Source organism: Bradyrhizobium sp. Kon69 (assembly GCF_055807515.1).
This window is the reverse complement of the sequence record NZ_JBVVOS010000025.1, coordinates 104,729-128,293: the sequence shown is the minus strand read 5'-3', so window position 1 is coordinate 128,293 and position 23,565 is coordinate 104,729. Positions and strand designations below refer to the sequence as shown.

Here is a 23,565-nt window from a genome sequence, read left to right as displayed (position 1 = left end):
CTATGTTGGCGCTGTCCTGGCGTTGACGCCATCGGCCCCTCCCGCCATGTTGCGCCGATGACCAGAACGACGCTCGATCTCACCGGACTGAAATGCCCGCTGCCCGCCCTGAAGACGCGCAAAGCGCTGAAGCCATTGCAGCCGGGCGATCAGCTCGAAGTGTACTGCACCGATCCCCTGTCGGTGATTGACATTCCGAACCTGATCCGGGAGACCGGCGACACGGTGGAGATCACCGAGCGCAACGACGCGCGTATCGTGTTCTTGATTGAGAAGGCCAATCGATCGATAGAAAATCTCAATGGTGCGCCGCCCACTTAGCCGGCGGTCACTCGGTTGATACCTACCTTTTGTCTATCGACATCGATCACCACTTCTGCCCCAATTGAGTTCCTCCGCCGAGACGCGGAGGTCGAGTCTTGCCTGCGATATGCGGAGCAAATGGGCCATCGAAAGAAGCCCGGCCGTGGCGTCGGGCATAGCCCCCAAGGTTAGGGGTTTAACGTCTCGGATGCGCGTGACGATCCTGGCGCGCGTCGATCATTGTGCGGAGCAGCAGGGACAAAGGCTGCGCTGCAGCTGAGGAACAGGACCGTCGTGGCAGGCCGTTCAGAAGGGCGGCTTCAGGGGAGGAATGCATGTCTACCATCGAGAGCGCTGGAACACTTTCGGGTGCCGGCGCAGGTTTTCTGGATCGCGAGCGGACCATCGCGACCGCGGGGTTCAATCGCTGGCTGGTGCCACCGGCCGCCCTGTGCATCCATCTCTGCATCGGCATGGCCTACGGTTTCTCGGTGTTCTGGCTGCCGCTGTCGCGCGCGATCGGCGTGACCGCGCCGAAGGCGTGCGCAGAGATGTCGCTGTTTCAGGAGCTGTTCACGACCAGCTGCGACTGGAAGGTCGCCAGCATGGGATGGATGTACACGCTCTTTTTCGTGCTGCTCGGTATCGCGGCTGCGGTCTGGGGCGGCTGGCTGGAGCGCGTAGGCCCGCGCAAGGCCGGCTTCGTCTCGGCGCTGTGCTGGTGCGGCGGCCTCTTCCTCGGTGCGATCGGGGTTTACACCCATCAGCTCTGGTTGTTGTGGCTGGGTTCGGGCGTGATCGGCGGCATCGGTCTCGGTCTTGGCTATATCTCGCCGGTCTCGACGCTGGTGAAGTGGTTCCCGGACCGTCGCGGCATGGCGACCGGCATGGCCATCATGGGCTTCGGCGGTGGCGCCATGATCGGCGCGCCGCTGGCGAACCTGTTGATGAACTACTTCAAGACCCCGACCTCGGTCGGCGTCTGGGAGACCTTCGTCACGATGGGCGTCATCTACTTCGTGTTCATGATGATCGGCGCGTTCCGCTATCGTTTGCCGCCGCCCGGCTGGCAGCCCGAGGGCTGGACCGCGCCGTCGAAGGCCAACGCGATGATCTCGAAGGCCAACGTCCATCTCAACGACGCGCACAAGACGCCGCAGTTCTGGCTGATCTGGTGGGTGCTGTGCCTGAACGTGTCGGCCGGCATCGGCGTGATCGGCATGGCCTCACCGATGCTCCAGGAGATCTTCGCCGGCAAGTTGATCGGCCTGCCTAACGTCGGCTTCAACGCGCTTGATGCGGGACAGAAGGCGCAGATCGCCGCGATCGCCGCGGGCTTCGCCGGATTGCTGTCGCTGTTCAACATCGGCGGCCGCTTCTTCTGGGCATCGCTGTCGGACAAGATCGGGCGCAAGAACACCTATTATACGTTCTTCATCCTCGGCATCGCGCTCTACGCGCTGGCGCCGACCTTTGCGGCGATGGGTTCGAAGCTCCTGTTCGTGCTTGGCTTCGGCATCATCCTGTCGATGTATGGCGGCGGCTTCGCCACCGTGCCGGCCTACCTCGCCGACATGTTCGGAACCCAGTTCGTCGGCGCCATCCATGGCCGGCTGCTGACGGCGTGGTCCACCGCGGGCATCATCGGCCCTGTCGTCGTCAACTACATCCGCGAGTTCCAACTCGCGGCAGGCGTGCCGCGCGACCAGCTCTACAACACCACCATGTACATCCTGTGCGCCATGCTGATCGCGGGCCTGATCTGCAACTATCTGATCAAGCCGGTCGATTCGAAATGGCACATGAAGGAGGCTGATGTCGCCAAGTTGCAGGCGGCAAGCGCCAACGCCGCCGCCGCGGGGCCGCACGGCTCCTACGGCATCGGATTTGGCGGGCTTGACGCCAAGGCGGCGCTGTTCTGGGCCTTCGTCGGCGTCCCCCTGCTTTGGGGTGTCTGGAAGACATTGGAGAGTGCGGTCAAAATCTTCTGATCCGCCGTTGAAACAGAAGCGGGATGCTCATCAGGCGTCCCGCTTCGTTGGCCTTTCAGACATCATCAAGAATGGGACTTAGGGGGATTAAAATGATTCGCACCCGAACTTGCCTTCGAACTTGCCTTGCGGCCGCGTTGCTCGTCGCTGGCCTTCATGCCGCATCCGCGCAGACGACAACGACACCGGCGACGCCTGCTGCAACGACCGAAGCCAAGCCTGGCAAGATGAAACTCACCATGCAGAAGCTGAAAGACATGAAGGCGAAATGGGCAGCCAACAAGCCGAAGCTCAAGGCCTGCCGCGCCGACGTGAAGGCCAAGGGCCTCGCCGGCGATGACCGCTGGTTCTATATCGAAGAGTGCATGAGCAAGACCTGAGATCGGGTTCCGTCTGGCGCACGCGTAAAGGGGCATGGCGGGCGACCGCCTGCCTCCTAAATCATTCTAGAGACGCTCTAAATTGTCTTGCATCTGGCATACCAGAGACTAGAGTTGCGTCGAATTTGGCTTGATCGGCGGGACGCAGAACCGGTGGTTCCGCTGATCGAAGCGGGAAACGAAGGCTGATCGCTTTGGCGATCCGGCCTAGACTGATCACGCATTTGAAGAGAACGCGACCTCTCCATGAGCAGCAACGACGACGTTCACAAGGTTCGCGAGTTCGAACATCCCGGCCAGGGACGGAAGCGCGCCAAATCCACGCCCAAGGGACGGCAGGTCGATCCTACCGCCGCGCACGAGATCGAGCAGATGCTCGGCGATCGGCCGCGGCGGCGCGATCTCTTGATCGAATATCTGCATCTGATCCAGGACAAGTACCGCCAGATCTCGGCCGCGCATCTCGCCGCGCTCGCCGACGAGATGAAGCTCGCGTTCGCCGAGGTGTTCGAGACTGCAACCTTCTACGCACATTTCGATGTGGTGAAGGAAGGCGAGCCCGATATCGCGCCGCTGACGATCCGCGTCTGCGATTCGCTGACCTGCGCGATGCTCGGCGGAGAGAAGCTGCTCGCCGATTTGCAGGACGCGTCGGGCCCCGGCATCCGCGTGCTGCGCGCGCCCTGCGTCGGCCGCTGCGATACGGCGCCGGCCGCGGAAGTCGGACACAACTTTGTTGACCATGCGACGGTGGCCAATGTCACGGCGGCGGTGAAGGCTGGCGACACCCACGCGCATCTGCCCAAACATATCGGCTATGATGCCTATGTCGCCGGCGGCGGCTACAATCTGCTCAATCGCCTGCGCTCGGGCGAGCTAGCGACGGACGACCTGCTGAAGGCACTCGATGACGCCTCGTTGCGCGGTCTCGGCGGCGCCGGATTCCCGACGGGACGGAAATGGCGCGCGGTGCTGGGCGAGCCCGGTCCCCGGCTGATGGCGATCAACGGCGACGAGGGCGAGCCCGGCACGTTCAAGGACCGCGTCTATCTCGAGAGCGATCCGCACCGCTTCCTCGAGGGCATGCTGATCGGCGCCCATGTGGTGCAGGCCTCGGATATCTACATCTACCTGCGCGACGAATATCCGGCATCGCGCGAAATCCTCGAACGCGAGATCGCAAAGCTCCCGCCGGGCGGTCCGACGCTGCACATGCGCCGCGGCGCCGGCGCCTATATCTGCGGCGAGGAATCCTCGCTGCTCGAAAGCATCGAGGGCAAGCGCGGCCTGCCCAGGCACAAGCCGCCTTATCCATTCCAGGTTGGCCTGTTCGGCCTGCCGACGTTGATCAACAACATCGAGACCTTGTGGTGGGTGCGCGACATCGTCGAGAAGGGCGCCGATTGGTGGAAGGGCCACGGCCGCCATGAGCGGCACGGCCTGCGCAGTTTCTCGGTCTCGGGCCGCGTCAAGAATCCCGGCATGAAGCTCGCGCCTGCTGGCATCACCGTGCGCGAGCTGATCGACGAATATTGCGGCGGCATGGCCGATGGCCATCAGTTCTATGCGTACCTGCCGGGTGGTGCGTCCGGCGGCATCCTGCCGGCGGCGATGGACGACATCCCGCTCGATTTCGGCACGCTTGAAAAATACGGCTGCTTCATCGGCTCTGCCGCGATCGTGATCCTGTCGCAACAGGACAGCGTGCGCGCGGCCGCGTTGAACCTGATGAAGTTCTTCGAGGACGAGAGCTGCGGCCAATGCACGCCGTGTCGCGTCGGAACCCAGAAGGCCGCGCTGCTGATGCAGCAACCGGTCTGGAACCGCGCTCTCCTGGACGAATTGAGCCAGGCGATGCGCGATGCCTCGATCTGCGGGCTTGGACAGGCGGCATCGAATCCGCTGTCCACTGTGATCAAATATTTCCCTGACGAGTTCAAGGAAGCGGCCGAATGACGAAGATTACGTTCGAGCTCGACGGCAAGCAGGTCGAGGCCAATGCAGGCGAGACGATCTGGCAAGTCGCAAAACGTCAGGGCCGCGAGATTCCGCATCTGTGCTATTCGCCCGCGCCGGATTATCGCCCCGACGGCAATTGCCGCGCCTGCATGGTCGAGATCGAGGGCGAGCGTGTGCTCGCGGCGTCCTGCAAGCGCACGCCGTCGGTCGGCATGAAGGTGAAGACCGAATCCGCGCGGGCTGTATCGGCGCAGAAGATGGTGATGGAGCTGCTGGTCGCCGATCAGCCGGCGCGCGAGACCTCGCACGATCCGGACTCCAAGTTCTGGCATTGGGCCGAAACCACGGGCGTCACCGAAAGCCGCTTCCCCGCCGCCGAGCGTTGGGCGACCGACGCCAGCCATCCGGCGATGCGCGTCAATCTCGATGCCTGCATCCAGTGCGGCCTGTGCGTGCGCGCCTGCCGCGAGGTCCAGGTCAACGACGTCATCGGCATGGCCTATCGCAGCCACGGCTCGAAAATCGTGTTCGATTTCGACGATCCCATGGGCGAGTCCACCTGCGTTGCCTGCGGCGAATGCGTGCAGGCCTGTCCGACCGGAGCGCTGATGCCGGCCGTGATGCTCGACGAGGCGCAGACCCGTGTCGTCTATGCCGACAAGAAGGTGGATTCGCTCTGCCCGTTCTGCGGCGTCGGCTGCCAGGTGACCTATGAGGTCAAAGACGAGAAGGTGATCTATGCCGAGGGCCGCGATGGCCCGGCCAACCGCAACCGTCTCTGCGTCAAGGGCCGCTTCGGCTTCGACTACATCCACCATCCGCATCGCCTGACCAAGCCGCTGGTTCGGCTGCCGAACGCGAAGAAGGATTCCAACGACCAGGTCGATCCGGCCAATCCGTTCACGCATTTCCGCGAAGCGAGCTGGGAAGAAGCTCTCGACATCGCGGCCAAGGGCCTCGTCAAGATCCGCGACGAGAAGGGCGTGAAGGCGCTGGCCGGCTTCGGTTCGGCGAAGGGTTCGAACGAGGAGGCCTATCTGTTCCAGAAGCTGGTGCGCACCGGCTTCGGCTCCAACAACGTCGACCATTGCACCCGTCTGTGCCACGCCTCGTCGGTCGCGGCGCTGTTCGAAGGCCTGAGCTCGGGCGCGGTGTCGGCGCCGTTCTCGGCTGCGATGGACGCCGAAGTCATCATCGTGATCGGCGCCAACCCGACCGTGAATCATCCGGTCGCCGCGACCTTCATCAAGAACGCGGTCAAGCAGAACGGCGCAAAGCTGTTCGTCATGGACCCGCGGCGGCAGACGCTGTCGCGCCACGCGACCAAGCATCTGCAGTTCAAGCCGGGCTCCGACGTCGCCATGCTGAACGCGATGATCCACACGATCATCACGGAAGGTTTGACCGACGACCAATACATCGCCGGCTACACCGAGGGGTTCGAGGACCTCAAAGAGAAGATCAAGGAGTTCACGCCGGAGAAGATGGAGCCGATCTGCGGTATCCCGGCGCAGACCCTGCGTGAGGTCGCGCGAACCTATGCGCGGGCAAAATCGTCGATCATCTTCTGGGGCATGGGCATCAGCCAGCATGTCCACGGCACCGACAATGCGCGCTGCCTGATTGCGCTGGCGCTGATCACCGGCCAGGTCGGTCGCCCCGGCACCGGCCTGCATCCGCTGCGCGGCCAGAACAACGTGCAGGGCGCCTCCGATGCCGGTCTGATCCCGATGTTCCTGCCGGACTATCAGCCGGTTGGCCGCGACGACATGCGCGGTGCGTTCGAGAAGCTGTGGGGCCAGGATCTCGATCCCGTGCGCGGTCTGACCGTGGTCGAGATCATGAACGCGATCCACGCTGGCGAGATAAAGGGCATGTATATCGAGGGCGAAAACCCCGCGATGTCCGACCCCGATCTCCAGCATGCGCGCCAGGCGCTTGCCATGCTCGATCATCTCGTGGTGCAGGATCTCTTCGTCACCGAGACCGCGTTCCACGCCGACGTCATCCTGCCGGCCTCGGCGTTTGCCGAAAAGGAAGGCTCCTTCACCAACACCGATCGCCGCGTGCAGCTCGCGCGCCAGGTGATCAAGCCGCCGGGCGATGCGCGGCAGGATCTCTGGATCATCCAGGAGATCGGCAAGCGCATGGGCCTGCCGTGGAATTATGCCGGTCCCGGCGATGTCTTCACCGAGATGGCAGAGCTGATGCCGTCGTTGAAGAACATCACCTGGGAGCGGCTGGTCCGCGAGGGCGCGGTCACCTATCCTGTCGATGGTCCCGACATGCCCGGCAACGAGATCATCTTCACCACGGGCTTCCCGACCGCGAGCGGCCGCGGCAAGATCGTGCCGGCTCACGTCATCCCGCCGGACGAGATCCCCGACGCCGAATATCCGATGGTGCTCTCGACCGGCCGCGTGCTGGAGCATTGGCACACCGGCTCCATGACCCGGCGCGCGCAGGTGCTCGACCAGATCGAACCCGAGGCGGTCGCGTTCATGTCGCCAAAGGACATGCACAGGAAGAAGCTAGCGCCCGGCGATTTCATCCGGCTCGAGACCCGCCGCGGCGCGGTCGAGGTCAAGGTCCGCTCCGACCGCGACGTTCCGGAGAATATGGTCTTCATGCCGTTCTGCTACGCGGAAGCGGCGGCGAATTTGTTGACCAACCCGGCGCTCGATCCGTTCGGCAAGATCCCGGAGTTCAAGTTCTGCGCGGCGAGAGCCGAGCGCGCCGAAATGCGGGACGCGGCGGAGTAGGGCTGCGGCGGTCGCCGGCTATTTGGCGGCACAATGCCTCCAAATATGCGGCGTCGTCCCGGCGAAGGCCGGGACCCATACCGCGAGGTGTCTCCTTAGCGGATGGTGGGCGTACCGAACGACGAGTTTTCACCAAACTCCTGCCTGTGGTTATGGGTCCCGGCCTTCGCCGGGACGACGCTGAGGCTGTGGTGTATGCGTCCACCCGTGTTGCCGTCCCTTCGCTCCTCGCAATGGCGGTGGTAAACATCGTCCATGTCCAAAGCCACCCCAGCCACACGCGCGCTCACAGCCGCCGGTGTTGCCTTCACCGTCCACGCTTACGACTATGATCCCGATGCCGAGAGCATCGGCCTCCAGGCGGCTGCTGCGCTTGGCGAAGACCCCGCGCGCGTCTTGAAGACGCTGATGGCGCTCGTCGATGGCAAGCCGGTCTGCGTGATCGTCCCATCCGACCAGGAAGTCTCGATGAAGAAGCTCGCCGCTGCTTTCAGCGGCAAGTCGGCGCAGATGATGAAGCTACCGGAGGCCGAGCGCCTCACCGGCTACAAGGTTGGCGGCATCAGCCCATTCGGGCAGCGAAAGCCCGTGCGCATCGTGATCGAGCAGAGCGCGCTCGCACATGACTATGTGTACGTGAATGGCGGCCAGCGCGGACTGCAGGTGCGGCTCAGTCCGGCCGATGTGCGGGACGTGTTGAAGGCGATCGTCGCGGAACTGGTCGCCTGAGCGCCGCGCTCTACTACTGCTTTTGCAACAGCTTCAGCCGGCAGCGCAGCGCTTCGCGGATGTGTGTGCGCGCGAGCTGCTCCGCTTTGCCGCCGTCGCGAGCCGCGATGGCTTCGATGATGGCCTGGTGCTCACCGTGGCTGGTCGAGGGGCGGCCCGATACCGTGAACGTGGTTGGACCGAGCAGGGCGATCCAGTCCTGCAATTCGCGCGAAGCGTTGTCGAGATAGCGGTTGCGCGCGGCGCGGCAGATCGCTTCGTGGAAGGCGCGGTTGAGTCTTGCCATGTCTCCTGCCATCTCGGTCGCGTCGGCCTCGGACGCTTCGACAAAGGCCTGCTCGATATCCCTGAGTGCATCGATCTCGGGCGCCGAGGCGTGCTCGGCCGCAAGTCGGGCGGCGGCGCCCTCCATGATCTCGCGCATGGCGTAGAGCTCGAGCACCTCCGAGATGTCGAGGTTGCGCACAATCAGGCCGCGGCCGCCGGCAGGTTCGACGAACCCGCGGGCCGCAAGTCGCCCGAGAGCCTCCCGCACCGGGGTGCGGCTGACCTTCAGCCGCTGGGCGACCTCCTCCTCGCGCAGGCGGTCGCCGGCGCGGTAGCTGCCGGCCTGCAACGCCTCGCAGAGCGAGCGGAACACGGCTTCGCCCAGTGCCACGCCGCCGCCGCGCGCGATCGAGCCGCCTACCTTTGTCGGACGTCTTGCCATCCATCCTCGTGGGCTCGCGCATCCTGCCCATGCAGCGATGGCGCTTGCCGGACGTTTGTATAGCTTTGTATACAAAGGTGCGCAATGATCCCGGATTGACCGAGGCTGCCGGCGGGCAGAATGTTTCCAACTTCGTCGCACGGGCAGACGGCATGAGCAGCAAATACGATGTGCTGGTGATCGGCGGCGGCAACGCGGCGCTGTGTGCGGCGATCAGTGCGCGACGCGGTGGGGCGTCCGTGATGGTGCTCGAAGGTGCGCCAAAATTCTATCGCGGCGGCAACACGCGCCACACCCGCAACATGCGTTGCGCCCATGACGAGGCGACCGAAATCCTCACCGGCCCCTACACCGAGGAAGAGTTTTGGGAGGATCTCCTGCGCGTCACCGGCGGCCAGACCGACGAGGTGCTCGCCCGGCACATGATACGGGAGTCCAAGGACATCTTGAACTGGATCGTCGAGCAGGGCGTGCGCTGGCAGCCCTCGCTTGGCGGCACGCTGAGCCTCGGTCGCACCAACTCCTTCTTTCTCGGTGGCGGCCGCGCGATGTTGAACGCACTTTATCTCACCGCCGAGAAGCTCGGCGTCGACGTCGAATACGACGCCGAGGTCACCGACCTCGTGATCGAGGACGGCATGTTTCTCGCTGCTCGCCTCAAGCGGCCGATCAAGGGCGATACCGAGATACGCGCGACATCGCTGGTCGCCGCGGCCGGCGGGTTCGAGGCCAACATCGAATGGCTGAAGCAATATTGGGGCGAGGCCGCCGACAATTTTCTGATCCGCGGCACGCCCTATAACCGCGGCTCAATCCTGAAGATGCTGCTCGCCAGGGGCGTGCAGGAGGTCGGCGACCCCACCCAGTGCCATGCGGTCGCGATCGACGCGCGCGCGCCGAAATTCGACGGCGGCATCATCACGCGGCACGATTCCGTCGTGTTTGGCATCGTCGTCAACAAGCTGGCGCAGCGCTTCTATGATGAAGGTGAGGACATCTGGCCGAAGCGTTACGCGATCTGGGGCCGGCTGGTGGCCGCGCAGCCCGACCAGATCGCCTACATCATCTTCGATTCCACCGTGGTCACGAGCTTCATGCCGACGCTGTTCCCGCCGATCGCAGGGCAGACGATTGCCGAGCTTGCGGGCAAGCTCGAGCTCGATTCGGCTGCGCTGGAAAAGACGATTACCGAATTCAATGCCGCGGTGCAGCCCGGCACCTTCGACCACACCATTCTGGACGATTGCCGCACCGAAGGCATCACGCCGCCGAAGACGCATTGGGCACGGCGGATCGAGACGCCGCCCTACCTAGCCTATCCGGTGCGGCCCGGCATCACCTTCACCTATCTCGGCACGCGCGTGACCAGGGAAGCGCGCATGCTGATGGCTGACGGCAAGCCGTCGGCCAACATGTTCGCCGCCGGCGAGATCATGGCCGGCAACGTGCTCGGCAAGGGCTATGCTGCCGGCATGGGCATGACCATCGGAAGCGTGTTCGGACGGATTGCAGGACGGGAAGCGGCACGCCACGCGAAGAACTAGGACGAAGAAAAGACACGAGGGAGGAACCATGTCACGCATTGCCATCGCTTCGATCGCGGCGCTGCTAATCGTCGGCCACGCCCAGGCGGCCGAGCCGATCACGCTGCGAGACATGGGTTCGTTCCATGTCGGCGGCCGCCTCGTCGAAATCTCCGGCAAGCCGGTGAGGGAGGTCGTGTTCGCGCCCGGTGGGGTGCCGGCCAAGGTCGATCCCAACGGCACGTATCAGGTCGAGCAGATGTACGTGCAATATTTTCTGCCGGCTAACGAGAAGGGTGCCTATCCCTTGCTGATGTGGCACGGCGGCGGATTGACGGGCGTCACCTACGAGACCACGCCGGACGGACGCGAAGGCTGGCTGAATTATTTTCTGCGCAAGGGGTGGGCAGTTTATAATTCCGACGCGGTAGAGCGCGGACGCGCGGGCTGGGCGCAGTACCCCGATATTTTCAAGAGCGAGCCGGTCTTCCTGACCACGGCCAACCCGTTCGAGCGTTTCCGCATCGGCGATGGACCGAACTCATACGATCCCGATCCCGCCAAGCGAAGATTGTTGCCGGGCAACCAGTTCCCCGTCGAGGGTTACGAGAATTTCGTCAAGCAGAACGTGCCGCGCTGGACCACGACCGACGATGCGACCATCGCCGCCTATATCGCCGAGATCGATCGCGTCGGCCCCTCGGTGCTTCTGTTCCACAGCCAAGCCGGCACCTTCGGCTTCAAGGTCGCGCAAGCCCGTCCCGACAAGGTCAAGGCGCTGATTGCGATCGAGCCGGCAGGCATCGGCGATCCCGCCAAGGCGGATGTGCTGAAGAACATCCCGACCCTCATCATCTACGGCGACTATATCGAGCGCGATTCGCGCTGGCCCAAGATCCGCGCTAATGGCATCGCCTTTGCGGACGCCATCAAGGCGGCCGGGGGCAGCGTCGACATCATCGATCTCCCGCAGGCCGGCATCAAGGGCAATTCGCATATGGTGATGATGGACAAGAACAACCTCGAGGTCGCAGCCCTGATCCAGAAATGGCTCGAGGGCAAAGGTCTGACGAAGTAAAGCCATGCACGGAACCAGAATTTTGGACGAAGCCGACCGCCTGATGACGGTCTGCAATTCCTGCCGTTACTGCGAGGGTCTTTGCGCGGTGTTTCCCGCCATGGAGATGCGGCGCGCCTTCTCCGACGGCGACCTCAATTATCTCGCCAATCTCTGCCATGGCTGCGGCGCCTGCTACGTCGACTGCCAGTTCTCGCCGCCGCACGAATTCGACGTCAACGTCCCGCAGACGCTGGCGATCGCGCGCGCGGAATCCTATGCGGCCTATGCCTGGCCGCACGCGCTGTCCGGTGCCTTCGCGCGTAATGGTCTCGTCATCAGCATCGTCGCCGCGCTCAGCATGGCCGCCTTCATCCTCGGCTTTGCGGCCCTGAACGACCGCAGCGTGCTGTTTGGCGTGCACACGGGCCCCGGCGCGTTCTACAAGTTGATGCCGCACAACGCGATGGCGGCGTTGTTCAGCGCCGCCTTCCTCTATGCGATCTTCGCGCTGGTGATGAGCGTGCGTGCGTTCTGGCGGGATATCGGCCCGCCGATCGGCGGCCGTGCGGACGGCGGCTCCATCTTTCAGGCGATACGCGACGCTGGTGAGCTGCGCTATCTTCATGGTGGCGGCGTCGGCTGCTACAATGAGGATGACAAGCCGACCGACCGGCGCAAGCTTTTCCATCACCTGACCTTCTACGGCTTCCTGCTCTGCTTCGCCGCGACCTCGGTCGCCACGCTGTATCACTATCCGCTCGGCCGCGAGGCGCCGTATCCGTGGTGGGATCTGCCGGTGGTTCTCGGCACGCTCGGTGGCATCGGCCTGATCATCGGGCCGATCGGCCTGTTCGCCGCCAAGATGCGGCGCGATCCGGCGCTGCTCGACGAGCAGCGCTACGGCATGGATGTCGGCTTCATCGCCATGCTGTTCCTCGCCGGCTTCACCGGCATGCTGCTTCTGCTCTTGCGGGAGACCGCTGCCATGGGACCGCTGCTTGCGTTGCATTTGGGGGCAGTGTTCGCGCTGTTCATCACCATGCCCTACGGCAAGTTCGTGCACGGCATCTATCGCTTCGCGGCGTTGGTGCGTTATGCGCAGGAGCGCCGCGGAGAAGGCAGTTCTTGAGATTCAGACTTGCGGAAGCGGGTTTCGCGCACGTGAGCGGTAGAGAGAAGAAGTTCGGCATCCCGGTAAGGAGGTTCGGGCGGCGCGTGAGCGCCGCAGTCGCCCTTGAAAAATGCTATCAAAGGTTCTATTTTGATAGCATTGCAGTCAGTCTCCGGAGGATGCCATCATGGCCGCCGTCACCATCCGCAACCTTTCCGAGGAGGCGCATCGCGCCTTGAAAGTCCGCGCGGCGCAGCACAATCGCAGTGCGGAAGCGGAAATGCGCGCCATTCTGGAGGCCGCAGTGCGTCCCGAGGGCCGGCTGCGGCTTGGCACCGCTCTTTCGGAGATGAGCCGGAAGATCGGCCTCACCAATGCCGACGTCGAGGCACTTGAACTTGGCCGCGACGCGCGTCCCGCTGAGCCGGTGCGCTTCGAATGATCCTGCTCGATACCAATGTGGTCTCCGAGGCTATGAAGCCCGAACCGCATCCATCGGTCCGCGACTGGCTCGACGCCCAGGCGGCCGAGACGCTGTTTCTCTCCAGCGTCACCATTGCCGAACTGTTGTTCGGGATCAGCGCGTTGCCGCGCGGCAAGCGTAGGGACAGGCTGGCAGCTGCGCTTGACGGCGTGCTGGACCTGTTCGCGGCCCGCATTCTGCCCTTCGATACCGCCGCGGCGCGGCGCTATGCCGATCTCGCCGTCAAGGCGCGCGCGGCCGGGAAAGGCTTCCCCACGCCCGATGGCTATATCGCCGCGATCGCCGCCGCGCACGGGTTCGCAGTGGCATCGCGCGACACGAGTGCGTTCAAGGCTGCCGGTCTGACTATAATCGATCCCTGGACCGTGACCACCTGACGGGGGGCGGGCGCATCACGTTCTGCGAAATCGGTGATCGCCGGGTGGATCTCGCGAGCGCTGCAATCGGCTTCCTGCGGCTCGCATAGTCGATGTTGAGTGTCGCGAACCCGGTCGCCTGGAGTGCCCGCTCAAGACGTTTCAGGGTGCGGAGGTGCGGGCGATGCCATGGAGCAGTACCACTCCCGGGCATCGCGCGCTGCCCATGTCAGGCGCCTTGGACATCTCTCTTAGGCAACCTCGCGCTCCGCGCTTGAGGCCTGCTCCCGGGCCATCGTGGTTGCGGTGACGTAGTCGGTCTTGCCGGTGCCGAGCAGTGGCACCTTGTCCACCACCATGATCGCCGCGGGAACGGTCAGCTCGGATGCGCCGATCGCCTTGGCCTGGCCCTGCATCGCACTGCGCTCGGCGTTCTTTTCCGTTGTCAGCAGCACGATACGCTCGCCCTTGCGCGGATCCGGGATCGACACCGCGACCGATGCGGCCTGCGGCCACAGGGTCGTCGCGATGTTCTCGACCGCGGACAGCGAGACCATTTCGCCGGCGATCTTGGCAAAGCGTTTGGCGCGGCCCTTGATGGTGATGAAGCCGGCGGCGTCGATCGCCACGATGTCGCCGGTGTCGTGCCAGCCCTCGGCGAGCGGTTCGAGCACGCCGGGATTTTCGGCCCGCAAGTATCCGAGCATCACGTTCGGTCCGCGCACCGACAGGCGGCCGCCTTCCTCAATGCCGGGGACCGGGTCGAGGCGGCTTTCCATCAGCGGCGACAGGCGGCCGACCGTGCCGGGGCGGTTGGCCATCGGCGTGTTCATCGCCAGCACCGGCGCGGTCTCGGTCACGCCGTAGCCCTCGAGGATGCGGATGCCGTAGCGTTCCATGAAGACCTGCCGGGTGCGATCCTTGACCGCTTCGGCGCCGGCGATCACCAGGCGCAGGGTGCGGAAGTCATAGGCATGCGCCGAGCGGGCGTAGCCGGTGAGAAACGTGTCGGTGCCGAACAGGATCGTGGCGCCGGTCTGGTAGATCAGCTCGGGCACGATCCGATAGTGCAGCGGCGAGGGGTACATGTAGATCGGAATGCCCGCGAGCAGTGGCATCATCATTCCCCCGGTCAGCCCGAAGGAGTGGAACACCGGCAGCACGTTGAACACCTTGTCATTGGCGTTGGCATCGACCCGCGCCAGCGCCTGTGCGGCGTTCGCAAGGATGTTGCGGTGGGACAGCACAACGCCCTTGGGCGTGCCTTCCGAGCCCGACGTGAACAGCACGACGGCCGGATCGCTCGCCTGGCGGACGACGCGCGGCGTAGTCCCGGCGAGCAGACCCTTGATCTTGTCGGCCGTGCCGATCGAGGCGCGGACATCCTCGAGATAGACGACGCGAACTTCCGCGGAGATCGCGGCCATCAGCTTGTCGAGCTTGCCCTTCTCGATGAAGGCCTTGGACGTCAGCACGGTCTTCACCTGTGCGGCCTTCATGGCGGCGAGGACGTTGACCGGGCCGGCCGAGAAGTTGAGCATCGCCGGCACCCGGCCGATGTTTTGCAACGCCATGAAGACGACGGCGACGCCTGCGGAATTCGGCAGCAGCACGCCGACATTCTCACCGATAGCGGTGCCGTTCTCCAGCTTCCGGCTCAAGACCTGCGCGCCCAGGATGAGCTTGCGATAGGTCAGCTTGGTGCCGAGCGCGTCCTCGATGATGACCTTGCCGGTGTCGCGGTCGCGGTAAGCGTGTCCGAGCGCCTCGAACAGGGTGTGATCGAGCATGGCGTTCTTCACCATGGCGTCGATCATCACGTCCTGAAGTGCCGCGCCCGCGGCATTGCGGCGCGACTTGCCCTTGAGCGACGGATCGACCGGAAGCTTGACGGGCGGCAGGATGGTGACGGTCACCCGCGGAAACCACGTGCGCTTGATCTGGCTGCCGTTGAGATAGCTGAGATGCGAGCGTTGGGCGCCTTCGATGCGGATCGGGACGACGACCGCGTCGGCCTTGTCCGCGATCATCGCGGTGCCGTCATAGACTTTCATCAGCGAGCCGGAGACGGTGATGCGTCCTTCCGGGAAGATCACCACCGGCTCTCCGGCGGCGACGAGCTTGATGAGGTCGCGCGCGGCCAGCGGCTTGCTGGGGTCCATGGTGTAGTGCTTGACCACGCGCAGGAACGGCTTGGCCCACCAGGCCTTGGCGATGCCGGTATCAACAGCGAAGCTCGCGTCGATCGGCAGCACGGCGTGCAGCAGCGGGCCGTCGATCAGGCTGACATGATTGGGCGCGATCAGCATGCGCGTGCCAGCAGGCGGCAGGTTCTCCAGCCCGCGGACCTCGGTGCGGAACAGCGCGCGGAACAGCAGCCCGCCAAAGTCGCGCACGCCTTCCTTGCCCCACTTCGTCAGCACGAACCAGACCGCGCCGAAGCTGGCGATTCCGAGGCCAAAGAAGATCCAGCCGATGTGCAATCCGCCGGCCTGCAGCAGCGCGACGAACAGCGAGCCGGCCACCATGAAGGCGGCCTGCAGCACGTTGCCGGCGGCGATGATGCGGGCGCGCTCCGAGGGAGCAGACCAGGCCTGGACGGCGGCGAAGGACGGAACCACGAACAGCCCGCCGCCGAATGCGAAGGCGACGAAATCGAGCAGCATGCGCAGGCCCGCGAACGAGGTCGCGAAGTCGCCCGCGGTGATGTCCTGGCCCTTGGCGGTCACGCCGATCGCCCAGGCGAGGTCGAGGCCGGCAAACCCCATCATGATGGCGCCGATCGGCACCAGCGCGAGGTTTGGGCGAACGTGGCTCAGATTCGCGGCGAACAGCGAGCCGATGGCGATGCCGATTGCGAAGATCGCGAGACACAACGTCACCACGCCCTCGGTGCCGCCGATGACGTCCTTGACCAGTGCCGGCAGCAGTGAGAGCACGATGGCGCCCACCAGCCAGAACCAGGAGACGATCACGGTGCCGTCCCACAGCCGGTGATCGGCGTGCAGCGTCTTCAGCAGGCCGAGCGTCGAGGTCCAGGGATTGGCGTTGACCGGAAGATCGGGTGCAGACGGCGTCGTCGCGGGAATGCGGGAGGCGAAGGCCCAGGACAGCAAGGCCAGCACGACCACGGCCGATGCGACCCAGCCCATATGCGCGGAGCCGGCCACGAACTGGCCGCCGGCAACGGTGCCGAGCAGGATGGCCATGAAGGTCGCGCCTTCGACCAGCGCGTTGCCGGTCGCGAGTTCGCCGAGCTCGAGCTGGTCCGGCAGCATCGAATATTTCACGGGACCGAACAGCGCGGCGATGACGCCGAACAGTGCAAGTGCTGCGAACAGCAGCGGCACCGAGTGCAGGAAGAAGCCGGCCGCGGCAAAGCCCGCGGCAAAGATCTCGGCGAATTTGAGCCGCCTTGCGACGACGGATTTGACGTATTTGTCGGCGAGCTGGCCGCCGAGCCCGGACAGAATGAAATAGGGGAAGATGAAGACGGCGCCTGCGACCGTCACCAGCGCATCGCCGTGGCCGGTCGCGGCACTGTAAAGCAGGATGATGACGAGTGCGTTCTTGAGCACGTTGTCGTTCAGCGCCGAGAAGAATTGCGCCCAGAACAGCGGCGCGAAGCGGCGTGACGACATCAAATCCCTGATCATGACTAGTCCTGTTTTGGAAACGCTGTCTGAGGTTGTTTCATTGTCGGATGGGCGTCGGGACCGGAGGAGATGCGACGGGCATTTGCGGGTTGACGGCGATCGTCCCGGCCTGCTCTGCGCCTTTGCCTTCCGATCCTGTTGGTCTCCGCGTGGCGTGGTTTGGTTCGCAAATGGTTGGTCGCGGCTCTGTCACGCTCCGGCAAGGCGGCGTGCTCGCCTCAGGTGAGATGGGCTAGGCGGCGAAAGGGCGAGAGGCGGCCGAGCAGGCTAATGCGGCGGCCCTCATGACGGGCACGGCCGCGGTTAGCCCGCCACATCCGGAAGGTCGCCCGGCGCTCGGTCAGGACGCCGGCGATGTCGCAGGCATTTGCGATGCGATCGATCGGCCCCGTCGCGAACCGCAGGAGGGCGCGGCCAACTCCGGTCACGAGAGCTATGGCGTCATCGACGAAGGTGGAGGCGATATCAACAGCGAGGGTTTGCATTTTGCAGGTCTCCGGGTTAACTTGAACATTGTTCAAGTGAGTATCCTGAAAATGAACAATGTTCAAGACGAATCGTTGCGAGATCGAAAAAAGTCTCGCCGGCGGCAGCAGATCGTGGAGATCGCTCGCGGCATTATTGCAACTAAGGGATTGAAATCGTTGAAAGTCCGGGACGTTGCGGACGCCGCCGGCTGCTCGGTTGGCAGCGTCTATAACGAGTTCGGTGACTTCGACGGCGTGATCCTGACTGTGAATCGGGAGACTGTTAATGCGCTAACGGTGCGGCTGGGCCAGGTTCCAGCCGAGGATCCGGTTCGCCAGCTCTACGGGCTGGCCGCGACCTATCTCGAATTCTTCGCGGAGCACGCCAATCTGCTGCGCTCGCTGTTCGAACATCGGATGGAGGACGACCGCCCTTACCCCGATGACATCCTTCAGATGGTGATGGACGCCTTCGCGCTGATGCATGCGCCCCTGGTGCGGCTGCTTCCGAATGCAGACGACGTGCAGATCGCGCTGCTGTCACGCACCCTGTTTTCCGCCGTGCACGGGATCATCTCGCTCGGCCTCGAAGAGCGCATGGTGGCCGTACCGTCGCAAATGCTGCGCCAGCAGGTTGAACAATTTCTGGATGCGCATCTCGCGGGGCTCGGGATTCTGCCCATACGATAAAGTGCTGAGCGCTGCTATGCGCTGGCGGACTTGCGTTGCCGAGAGGTGACGACGATGACGTCCGTCGTCCCGTTGTCGACCTGAACACGGTTGCGTCCGTTCTCCTTGGCGCGATAGCAGGCGGCATCCGCGCGCCGCATCGCGTCCTCGAGCGTGGCGTTGCCGTCGGTGATGCAGGCAACGCCGATGCTGGCGGTCACGGCAAAGCAACGATCGTCCCAGGCGAAGACGGATAGCTCGAGCGCCCGGCGCAGCCGTTCGGCGATATCGACGGCGTCGTACGGTGGGCACCGCGGCAGGATCAAGCCGAATTCGTCACCGCCGAGCCGGGCCACCAGGTCATGCGGCCGCCGCTCCTGCTGCAGGAGGCGCGAAATCTGGCGGAGCAGGCGGTCGCCGGCGAGGTGACCGCAGCTGTCGTTGACGTCCTTGAACTGGTCGAGATCGAGCAGGATCAGGCCCAGCGAACCCGCCGCGGTGTCATCCAGCTCGCTTTGCAGGCGCGCCTCGAAGGCGCGACGGTTGGACAAGCCGGTCAGCCAATCGTGCGACGCCTGCCAGGCCAGGCGCCCCTTCTCGGCATGCAGGGCATCCTCGAACGCCTGTCGTTGCAGCACCAATCGCCGCGTGTGCCAGATCAGGAGCAGGATCAGCGTCATGGCTGTGACGATATTGACGCCAGTCAGCGTCATCTTGATGGCGCGGGAGCCTTCGCCGAGAACGGTGGAGAACCGCTTGGCGTGCACCGTGAATTGGGTGTTGAGCTCCGAGAGCCGCGACGACAACAATTGCAGGCGCTTGCTGTCCTGAACCGGCCCATTCTTCAACTCTGACCGTATGACCTCGCCGAACACGCTGAGCTCCAGCAGCATGGGGTCGGTGGCAGCCCACTCGCGGATCGCTTCCTTGAGAAAGCTGACCTGTTTGAAGTAGCGAAACAGCCAAATCAGTCCCGGCACGTCATCGGGGTGGTTGCCGCCTTGCAGGAAGCCGATGCGGGCGGCCTCGACGTCGACCGGATCGCGCTCGAGCGCCCAGCGCGCGAACTCGTCGCCGATGGGAACGGCCAGCGAGGTCTGATATTGCGCAAACTGGCTGGCGTCGCCCGAATGCAGATAGAGATTGAGGAAATAGACGGCGTTCTTCTGCGAGCGCGACCACAACGCTTCGCCCGCGACATAGGCGCGGACCGAGGACATCACCTCCAGGCTGAATCCGGCAATCGCGGCCTGCAGCAGAACGACCGTGACGAAAGGCGAGACGAGCTTGATGACGTGAAGGAAGCTGCGTCCCTTCGTTGACGGCGCTGTTCTGCGAAACACTTTGCGTTTCCCCAAGTCGCTCGACGACCCCAGCGGAGCGATCCGCTCATAACGCGGATTACGCGCGAAAGGTGCTTAACTCGACTTGAAAATGCCAGGAGACTGCGTCGCAGGGTGAAGACGTTGTGAAGCGGATGATGGCAGATCGTTGCAAATGCCGTCGAACCGGAACTGACGCGGCATCGGCGCGCCGATGTCTCGCATTCGCCCCAGATGGTTTACCCGATGGAGAGAGATTGCTCTGGCGCTAGACCAGCACGGGCTTGCGCACGCGCCCGGCGTCGCCGAAGACGCGCAAATAGCGCTCGATCTCCGAGGGCAGGCCGGTCGCCTTCTCGGGATTGTCGGAGAGCTTGACGGCCGGATGTCCGTCGACCGACGACACCTTGCAGACCAGCGAAATCGGATCGAGATTGAACGAGCCGTCGGGTGTGCAGCCGACGAAATCATTGGTGAGATTGGTGCCCCAGCCGAAGGAGAGCCGCACCCGGCCGGCGAAGTGGTGGTAGGTCTCCTCGATCGAGCCCACGTCCATCGCGTCGGAGAACACCAGCAGCTTGTCCCTGGGATTGCGGCCCTTCTGCTCCCACCATTTCATGATCTCCTCACCGGCCTGGATCGGCGGCGCGCTGTCGGGACGGAAGCCGGTCCAGTCGGCGACCCATTCCGGCGCATCGCGCAGGAAAGCCTTGGTGCCGAAAGCGTCGGGCAGCGCGATCAGGAGGTTGCCGCCATAGGTCTGGCGCCACTGGTCAAGGATGCGATAGGGCGCCCACCGCAACTCCTCGTCGTCGCTGGCGAGCGCGGCCGCGACCATCGGCAGCTCATGGGCGTTGGTGCCGATGGCTTCGAGATCATTGTCCATCGCGAGCAGCACGTTGGAAGTGCCGATGAAGGACGGGCCCAGGCCTTCCTTCACGGCCTCCACGCACCAGCGCTGCCAGAGGAAGCCATGGCGGCGACGGGTGCCGAAATCGGAGAGCCGCAAGCCATCCAGCTTGCGCAGGCGTTCCACCTTGGTCCACAGCTTGGCCTTGGCGCGGGCATAGAGCACGTCGAGCTCGAAGCGGCCGCGGCCCTTCATCGCTGCGCGCGAGCGCAATTCGTTGAGGATGGCCAGCGCAGGAATCTCCCACATCGTGGTATGGCTCCACGGCCCGTGGAAGTGCAGCTCGTACTGGCCTTCGACCTTGCGCAGCTCGTATTCGGGCAGCCGGAATTCGGCGAGCCAGCGGATGAAGTCCGCCGAGAACATGTGGGTCTTGCCGTAGAATGTGTTGCCGGCAAGCCAGATCAGCTCTTTCTTGGTGAAGCGGATGGTGCGGGCGTGGTCGAGCTGGGCGCGCAGTTCGCCCTCGTCGATGATCTCGGCGAGCCGGACATGGCGCGATCGGTTGATGACCGAGAATGTCACCTGCTGATTCGGGTAAGATTCCCGAATCATTTGCAACATCAATAGCTTGTAGAAGTCGGTATCAAGCAGGCTGCGGATGATGGGATCCAGCCGCCAGCTGTGATTGTAGGTCCGGCTCGCAATGTCGGTCACTGTCATGGGGGAATTCTAGCGTGGCGGCCCCGGCGCAACCAGTGGGTTTGACGGGGATCAGGTTTTCGTGGAGGCGGGGTGCGAGGCCGTCGCCGCCATGGTCTCGAGCTGGCCTCTGATCCAGCGATGCGCCGGGTCCTTCTGATAGCGCTGGTGCCAGACCACGTACATCGGCAGCTCGGCCAGGGTTCGCGTGCGCGAGGCCAGTGGAATCCGCACCTGCGCGAAGCCGTGCATCACGCCGGGCGCCAGCAGGCTCGGCATGCTCGCCAGCATTTGCGAGCCACGCAGGAAGGACGGCACGCCGGAGAAGCTCGGCACCGAGATCGCGATGTCGCGGTGGAAGCCGTTGGCTGCAAGCCGGCGATCGAAGTCGAGCCGCTCATTGTCAGTGTAGACCACCGTGATGTGACGCGCCGCGAGATAGGCGCCGCGGGTAGCCGGCGCGGCACGCGCTTTGGGGTCGTAGTAACAAACGTAATGGTCTTGCAGCAGGCGCTTCTGCACGATGTCCACGCCGGATGGCGGCAGCGGCGTGATCAGCAGATCGCAGCGGTTTTCGCGCAGCATCGCGGGCGAGGGCGACTGCGAGGGGATCACGCGCAGGTTCAAGCTCGTCACTTGCGCGGCGACATGATCGAAGAACCGCGGCAGCAGCAGGTCGCGCTGGAAGTCGTTCGCGGCGATTGTCAGCGAAAGCTGCGCGCTCGCCGGCTCGAACGTGACGCCGCCGGCAAAGCTCCGCATCTCGTCGATCAGCGCCCGCGCCTTTGCCGCGAGCGCCTGGGCGTGCGCCGTGGCCACAATGCCGCGGCCGGATTTGGCAAACAGCGGATCGCCGACGATCCGCCGCAGCTTGTTGAGGGCGTGGCTGACCGCGGATTGCGTCAGGCCGAGCCGCGTTGCGGCGGCCGTCACCGAGCCTTCTTCCAGCACCGCCAGGAACAGCTCCAGCGCGTGGCCATCAAGCGCCAAATGATCGATTTTGTTCATGGAATTCATTATAATCGATCTATTTATCTTGAGAATAGCCCGCGCCATCATCTCCCGATAAACCGTGCGCCCAAACGGGGCGCGATAGGGAGAGACAACGCCGATGCATGCCCAGGCGCCAGCCTTGCGGGATCCCCGCCTCAACCACCCCGAGCCGTTCACGCCGCCGCTCGGTGACGGCGGCTTCTTCCAGCGCGACCGTTCCATGCATCCGCCCGCGTACGCGCCGGGCTACAAATCGTCGGTGCTACGTTCGCCGCGCCAGGCGCTGCTGTCGCTTGAGAACTCGGTCTCGGAGATTACGGGGCCAGTGTTCGGTCACAACGACCTCGGCGCGCTCGACAATGATTTGATCCGCAACTATGCCAAGGACGGCGATCCCGTCGGCGAGCGCATCATCGTCCACGGCCGGGTGCTGGACGAGACCGGCCGCGGCGTACCGAACACCCTGGTCGAGTTCTGGCAGGCCAATGCCGGCGGCCGCTACCGGCACAAGAAGGACACGTATCTGGCGCCGATCGATCCGAATTTCGGCGGTTGCGGCCGCGCGCTGACCGACGACACCGGCTACTATTATTTTCGCACCGTGAAGCCGGGACCCTATCCCTGGCGCAACTACGTCAACAGCTGGCGTCCCGCTCACATCCATTTCTCGGTGTTCGGCTCGGGCTTCGCACAACGTCTGATCACCCAGATGTACTTTGAGGGCGATCCCCTGATCCCGGTCTGTCCGATCCTGACGACGATCCCGGACAAGGACGCGCTGGAGCGTCTGGTCGCGCCGCTCGACCTCAACGCATCGGCTCCGTTCGACTCGCTCGCCTACCGCTTCGACATCGTCTTGCGCGGCCAGCGCTCCACTTACTTTGAAAATCGCACCGCAGGGAACTAGGTCCATGCCGCAGCCGCTCAACTACCTCAAGGAAACCGCCTCGCAGACGGCCGGGCCGTACGTCCATATCGGGTTGATCCCGGCCATGGCCGGCTTCGACATTTTCGAGAAGAACTTCTCCAACGTGCTGGTGACGACGAACACGCAAGGCGAACGCATCACGCTGGAGGGCAAGGTGATCGACGGCAGCGGCACGCCGCTGCGTGACGTGCTGCTGGAGATCTGGCAGGCCAACGCGACGGGCCGCTACAACCATCCGGCTGATCGGTCAATCGGCTCGCTGGACGATGAATTTCGTGGCTGGGGCCGCGGCGGCTCCGACTTCGAGAGTGGTCTCGTCACCTTCGAGACCATCAAGCCGGGCGCGATCATCGACAAGACCGGCCGCAAGGGCGCTCCGCACATCAATGTCTGGATCGTCGCGCGCGGCATCAACATCGGTCTGAACACGCGCCTCTATTTCTCGGACGAAGAGGCCGCCAACGCCGCCGACCCCGTGCTCAACCTCATCGAGCAGCCGGTCCGGCGCTCGACGCTGATCGCAAAGCGCAGCGAACGCGCCGGCAAGATCGTGTATTCCTTCACGATCAATTTGCAGGGGCCGGAAGAGACGGTGTTCTTCGATGTGTGAT

The 23,565-nt window shown here is 64.1% G+C and carries 19 protein-coding genes and 1 pseudogene; 14 read left to right on the top strand and 6 right to left on the bottom strand.

All coding sequences use genetic code 11. The annotated features are described in order from the left end of the window. Positions 1-57: 57 nt before the first annotated feature. The 6 genes from AC0L3U_RS29265 to ybaK all read left to right on the top strand — a co-directional run bounded on the left by AC0L3U_RS29265 (position 58) and on the right by ybaK (position 8,124). Positions 58-321: a sulfurtransferase TusA family protein gene (locus AC0L3U_RS29265; RefSeq protein WP_456765883.1), complete on the top strand. Its 264-nt coding sequence runs from the start codon at positions 58-60 to the stop codon at positions 319-321. A gap of 317 nt (positions 322-638) precedes the next feature. Beyond that, the gene (locus tag AC0L3U_RS29260; protein WP_473364126.1) at positions 639-2,294 is read left to right on the top strand and encodes an OFA family MFS transporter; all 1,656 of its coding nucleotides are present in this window, start codon (positions 639-641) and stop codon (positions 2,292-2,294) included. A 92-nt stretch (positions 2,295-2,386) separates the two neighbouring features. Next, the gene (locus AC0L3U_RS29255) at positions 2,387-2,674 is read left to right on the top strand and encodes a hypothetical protein (protein ID WP_473364125.1); all 288 of its coding nucleotides are present in this window, start codon (positions 2,387-2,389) and stop codon (positions 2,672-2,674) included. Positions 2,675-2,920: 246 nt separating this feature from the next. Beyond that, positions 2,921-4,630, top strand: coding sequence for an NADH-ubiquinone oxidoreductase-F iron-sulfur binding region domain-containing protein (locus AC0L3U_RS29250; RefSeq protein ID WP_473364124.1), 1,710 nt, complete (start codon positions 2,921-2,923; stop codon positions 4,628-4,630). Next, on the top strand, positions 4,627-7,395 hold the full coding sequence (gene fdhF / locus AC0L3U_RS29245) for a formate dehydrogenase subunit alpha (protein ID WP_456765879.1): 2,769 nt from the start codon (positions 4,627-4,629) through the stop codon (positions 7,393-7,395). Before AC0L3U_RS29250 ends, fdhF begins: the two co-directional genes overlap by 4 nt. Positions 7,396-7,650: 255 nt before the next feature. Continuing rightward, complete coding sequence (ybaK, locus tag AC0L3U_RS29240) at positions 7,651-8,124, top strand: Cys-tRNA(Pro) deacylase (protein ID WP_456765878.1); 474 nt, start codon at positions 7,651-7,653, stop codon at positions 8,122-8,124. Between the two features lie 13 nt (positions 8,125-8,137). Here the strand turns inward: ybaK and AC0L3U_RS29235 are convergent, their stop codons facing one another. Continuing rightward, positions 8,138-8,833 carry a GntR family transcriptional regulator gene (locus AC0L3U_RS29235; RefSeq protein ID WP_456765877.1) on the bottom strand — a complete coding sequence of 232 codons (696 nt, stop codon included), beginning with the start codon at positions 8,831-8,833 and terminating at the stop codon, positions 8,138-8,140. 152 nt (positions 8,834-8,985) lie between these two features. On the opposite strand from AC0L3U_RS29235, the gene tcuA reads away from it, so the two are divergent. From tcuA to AC0L3U_RS29210, 5 genes are all read left to right on the top strand, one after another. Next, the gene (tcuA, locus tag AC0L3U_RS29230) at positions 8,986-10,377 is read left to right on the top strand and encodes an FAD-dependent tricarballylate dehydrogenase TcuA (protein WP_456765876.1); all 1,392 of its coding nucleotides are present in this window, start codon (positions 8,986-8,988) and stop codon (positions 10,375-10,377) included. Between the two features lie 28 nt (positions 10,378-10,405). Next, complete coding sequence (locus AC0L3U_RS29225; protein ID WP_456765875.1) at positions 10,406-11,434, top strand: alpha/beta hydrolase; 1,029 nt, start codon at positions 10,406-10,408, stop codon at positions 11,432-11,434. A 4-nt stretch (positions 11,435-11,438) separates the two neighbouring features. After that, positions 11,439-12,545: a tricarballylate utilization 4Fe-4S protein TcuB gene (gene tcuB / locus AC0L3U_RS29220; RefSeq protein WP_473291643.1), complete on the top strand. Its 1,107-nt coding sequence runs from the start codon at positions 11,439-11,441 to the stop codon at positions 12,543-12,545. Positions 12,546-12,714: 169 nt separating this feature from the next. Continuing rightward, on the top strand, positions 12,715-12,969 hold the full coding sequence (locus AC0L3U_RS29215; RefSeq protein ID WP_456765873.1) for a FitA-like ribbon-helix-helix domain-containing protein: 255 nt from the start codon (positions 12,715-12,717) through the stop codon (positions 12,967-12,969). Continuing rightward, positions 12,966-13,388, top strand: a complete 423-nt coding sequence (locus AC0L3U_RS29210; RefSeq protein ID WP_456765872.1) for a type II toxin-antitoxin system VapC family toxin — start codon at positions 12,966-12,968, stop codon at positions 13,386-13,388. The genes AC0L3U_RS29215 and AC0L3U_RS29210 overlap by 4 nt, the downstream gene beginning before the upstream one ends. A gap of 8 nt (positions 13,389-13,396) precedes the next feature. On the opposite strand, the pseudogene AC0L3U_RS29205 reads toward AC0L3U_RS29210, so the two are convergent. Together AC0L3U_RS29205 and AC0L3U_RS29200 are read right to left on the bottom strand one after the other, a co-directional pair. Further along, positions 13,397-13,613 (bottom strand): annotated as a pseudogene (locus AC0L3U_RS29205) (lipase family protein); the annotation flags it as partial. A gap of 5 nt (positions 13,614-13,618) precedes the next feature. Further along, complete coding sequence (locus tag AC0L3U_RS29200) at positions 13,619-17,023, bottom strand: acyl-[ACP]--phospholipid O-acyltransferase (RefSeq protein WP_456765871.1); 3,405 nt, start codon at positions 17,021-17,023, stop codon at positions 13,619-13,621. Positions 17,024-17,559: 536 nt separating this feature from the next. On the opposite strand from AC0L3U_RS29200, the gene AC0L3U_RS29195 reads away from it, so the two are divergent. Continuing rightward, positions 17,560-18,180, top strand: coding sequence for a TetR/AcrR family transcriptional regulator (locus AC0L3U_RS29195; protein WP_456769706.1), 621 nt, complete (start codon positions 17,560-17,562; stop codon positions 18,178-18,180). Between the two features lie 14 nt (positions 18,181-18,194). On the opposite strand, the gene AC0L3U_RS29190 is transcribed toward AC0L3U_RS29195, so the two are convergent. From AC0L3U_RS29190 to AC0L3U_RS29180, 3 genes are all read right to left on the bottom strand, one after another. Then, a complete protein-coding gene (locus tag AC0L3U_RS29190) occupies positions 18,195-19,502 on the bottom strand; it encodes a GGDEF domain-containing protein (RefSeq protein WP_473364123.1) in 1,308 nt (435 codons plus the stop codon). 247 nt (positions 19,503-19,749) lie between these two features. Continuing rightward, entirely contained in the window at positions 19,750-21,054 is a 1,305-nt protein-coding gene (pncB, locus tag AC0L3U_RS29185; protein ID WP_456765869.1) for a nicotinate phosphoribosyltransferase, read from the bottom strand. A 51-nt stretch (positions 21,055-21,105) separates the two neighbouring features. Next, on the bottom strand, positions 21,106-22,050 hold the full coding sequence (locus tag AC0L3U_RS29180; RefSeq protein ID WP_456765868.1) for a LysR family transcriptional regulator: 945 nt from the start codon (positions 22,048-22,050) through the stop codon (positions 21,106-21,108). 94 nt (positions 22,051-22,144) lie between these two features. On the opposite strand from AC0L3U_RS29180, the gene pcaH reads away from it, so the two are divergent. Continuing rightward, positions 22,145-22,933: a protocatechuate 3,4-dioxygenase subunit beta gene (gene pcaH / locus AC0L3U_RS29175; RefSeq protein ID WP_456765867.1), complete on the top strand. Its 789-nt coding sequence runs from the start codon at positions 22,145-22,147 to the stop codon at positions 22,931-22,933. A gap of 4 nt (positions 22,934-22,937) precedes the next feature. After that, on the top strand, positions 22,938-23,564 hold the full coding sequence (gene pcaG, locus AC0L3U_RS29170; protein ID WP_473291663.1) for a protocatechuate 3,4-dioxygenase subunit alpha: 627 nt from the start codon (positions 22,938-22,940) through the stop codon (positions 23,562-23,564). Position 23,565 lies beyond the last annotated feature (1 nt).

Bases quoted from the DNA above. Each gene is read 5' to 3' on its own strand.
- AC0L3U_RS29265 (WP_456765883.1), top strand. From the start codon at position 58: ATGACCAGAACGACGCTCGATCTCACCGGACTGAAATGCCCGCTGCCC.
- AC0L3U_RS29260 (WP_473364126.1), top strand. From the start codon at position 639: ATGTCTACCATCGAGAGCGCTGGAACACTTTCGGGTGCCGGCGCAGGT.
- AC0L3U_RS29255 (WP_473364125.1), top strand. From the start codon at position 2,387: ATGATTCGCACCCGAACTTGCCTTCGAACTTGCCTTGCGGCCGCGTTG.
- AC0L3U_RS29250 (WP_473364124.1), top strand. From the start codon at position 2,921: ATGAGCAGCAACGACGACGTTCACAAGGTTCGCGAGTTCGAACATCCC.
- fdhF (WP_456765879.1), top strand. From the start codon at position 4,627: ATGACGAAGATTACGTTCGAGCTCGACGGCAAGCAGGTCGAGGCCAAT.
- ybaK (WP_456765878.1), top strand. From the start codon at position 7,651: ATGTCCAAAGCCACCCCAGCCACACGCGCGCTCACAGCCGCCGGTGTT.
- AC0L3U_RS29235 (WP_456765877.1), bottom strand. From the start codon at position 8,833: ATGGCAAGACGTCCGACAAAGGTAGGCGGCTCGATCGCGCGCGGCGGC.
- tcuA (WP_456765876.1), top strand. From the start codon at position 8,986: ATGAGCAGCAAATACGATGTGCTGGTGATCGGCGGCGGCAACGCGGCG.
- AC0L3U_RS29225 (WP_456765875.1), top strand. From the start codon at position 10,406: ATGTCACGCATTGCCATCGCTTCGATCGCGGCGCTGCTAATCGTCGGC.
- tcuB (WP_473291643.1), top strand. From the start codon at position 11,439: ATGCACGGAACCAGAATTTTGGACGAAGCCGACCGCCTGATGACGGTC.
- AC0L3U_RS29215 (WP_456765873.1), top strand. From the start codon at position 12,715: ATGGCCGCCGTCACCATCCGCAACCTTTCCGAGGAGGCGCATCGCGCC.
- AC0L3U_RS29210 (WP_456765872.1), top strand. From the start codon at position 12,966: ATGATCCTGCTCGATACCAATGTGGTCTCCGAGGCTATGAAGCCCGAA.
- AC0L3U_RS29200 (WP_456765871.1), bottom strand. From the start codon at position 17,023: ATGATCAGGGATTTGATGTCGTCACGCCGCTTCGCGCCGCTGTTCTGG.
- AC0L3U_RS29195 (WP_456769706.1), top strand. From the start codon at position 17,560: ATGAACAATGTTCAAGACGAATCGTTGCGAGATCGAAAAAAGTCTCGC.
- pncB (WP_456765869.1), bottom strand. From the start codon at position 21,054: ATGACAGTGACCGACATTGCGAGCCGGACCTACAATCACAGCTGGCGG.
- AC0L3U_RS29180 (WP_456765868.1), bottom strand. From the start codon at position 22,050: ATGAATTCCATGAACAAAATCGATCATTTGGCGCTTGATGGCCACGCG.
- pcaH (WP_456765867.1), top strand. From the start codon at position 22,145: ATGCATGCCCAGGCGCCAGCCTTGCGGGATCCCCGCCTCAACCACCCC.
- pcaG (WP_473291663.1), top strand. From the start codon at position 22,938: ATGCCGCAGCCGCTCAACTACCTCAAGGAAACCGCCTCGCAGACGGCC.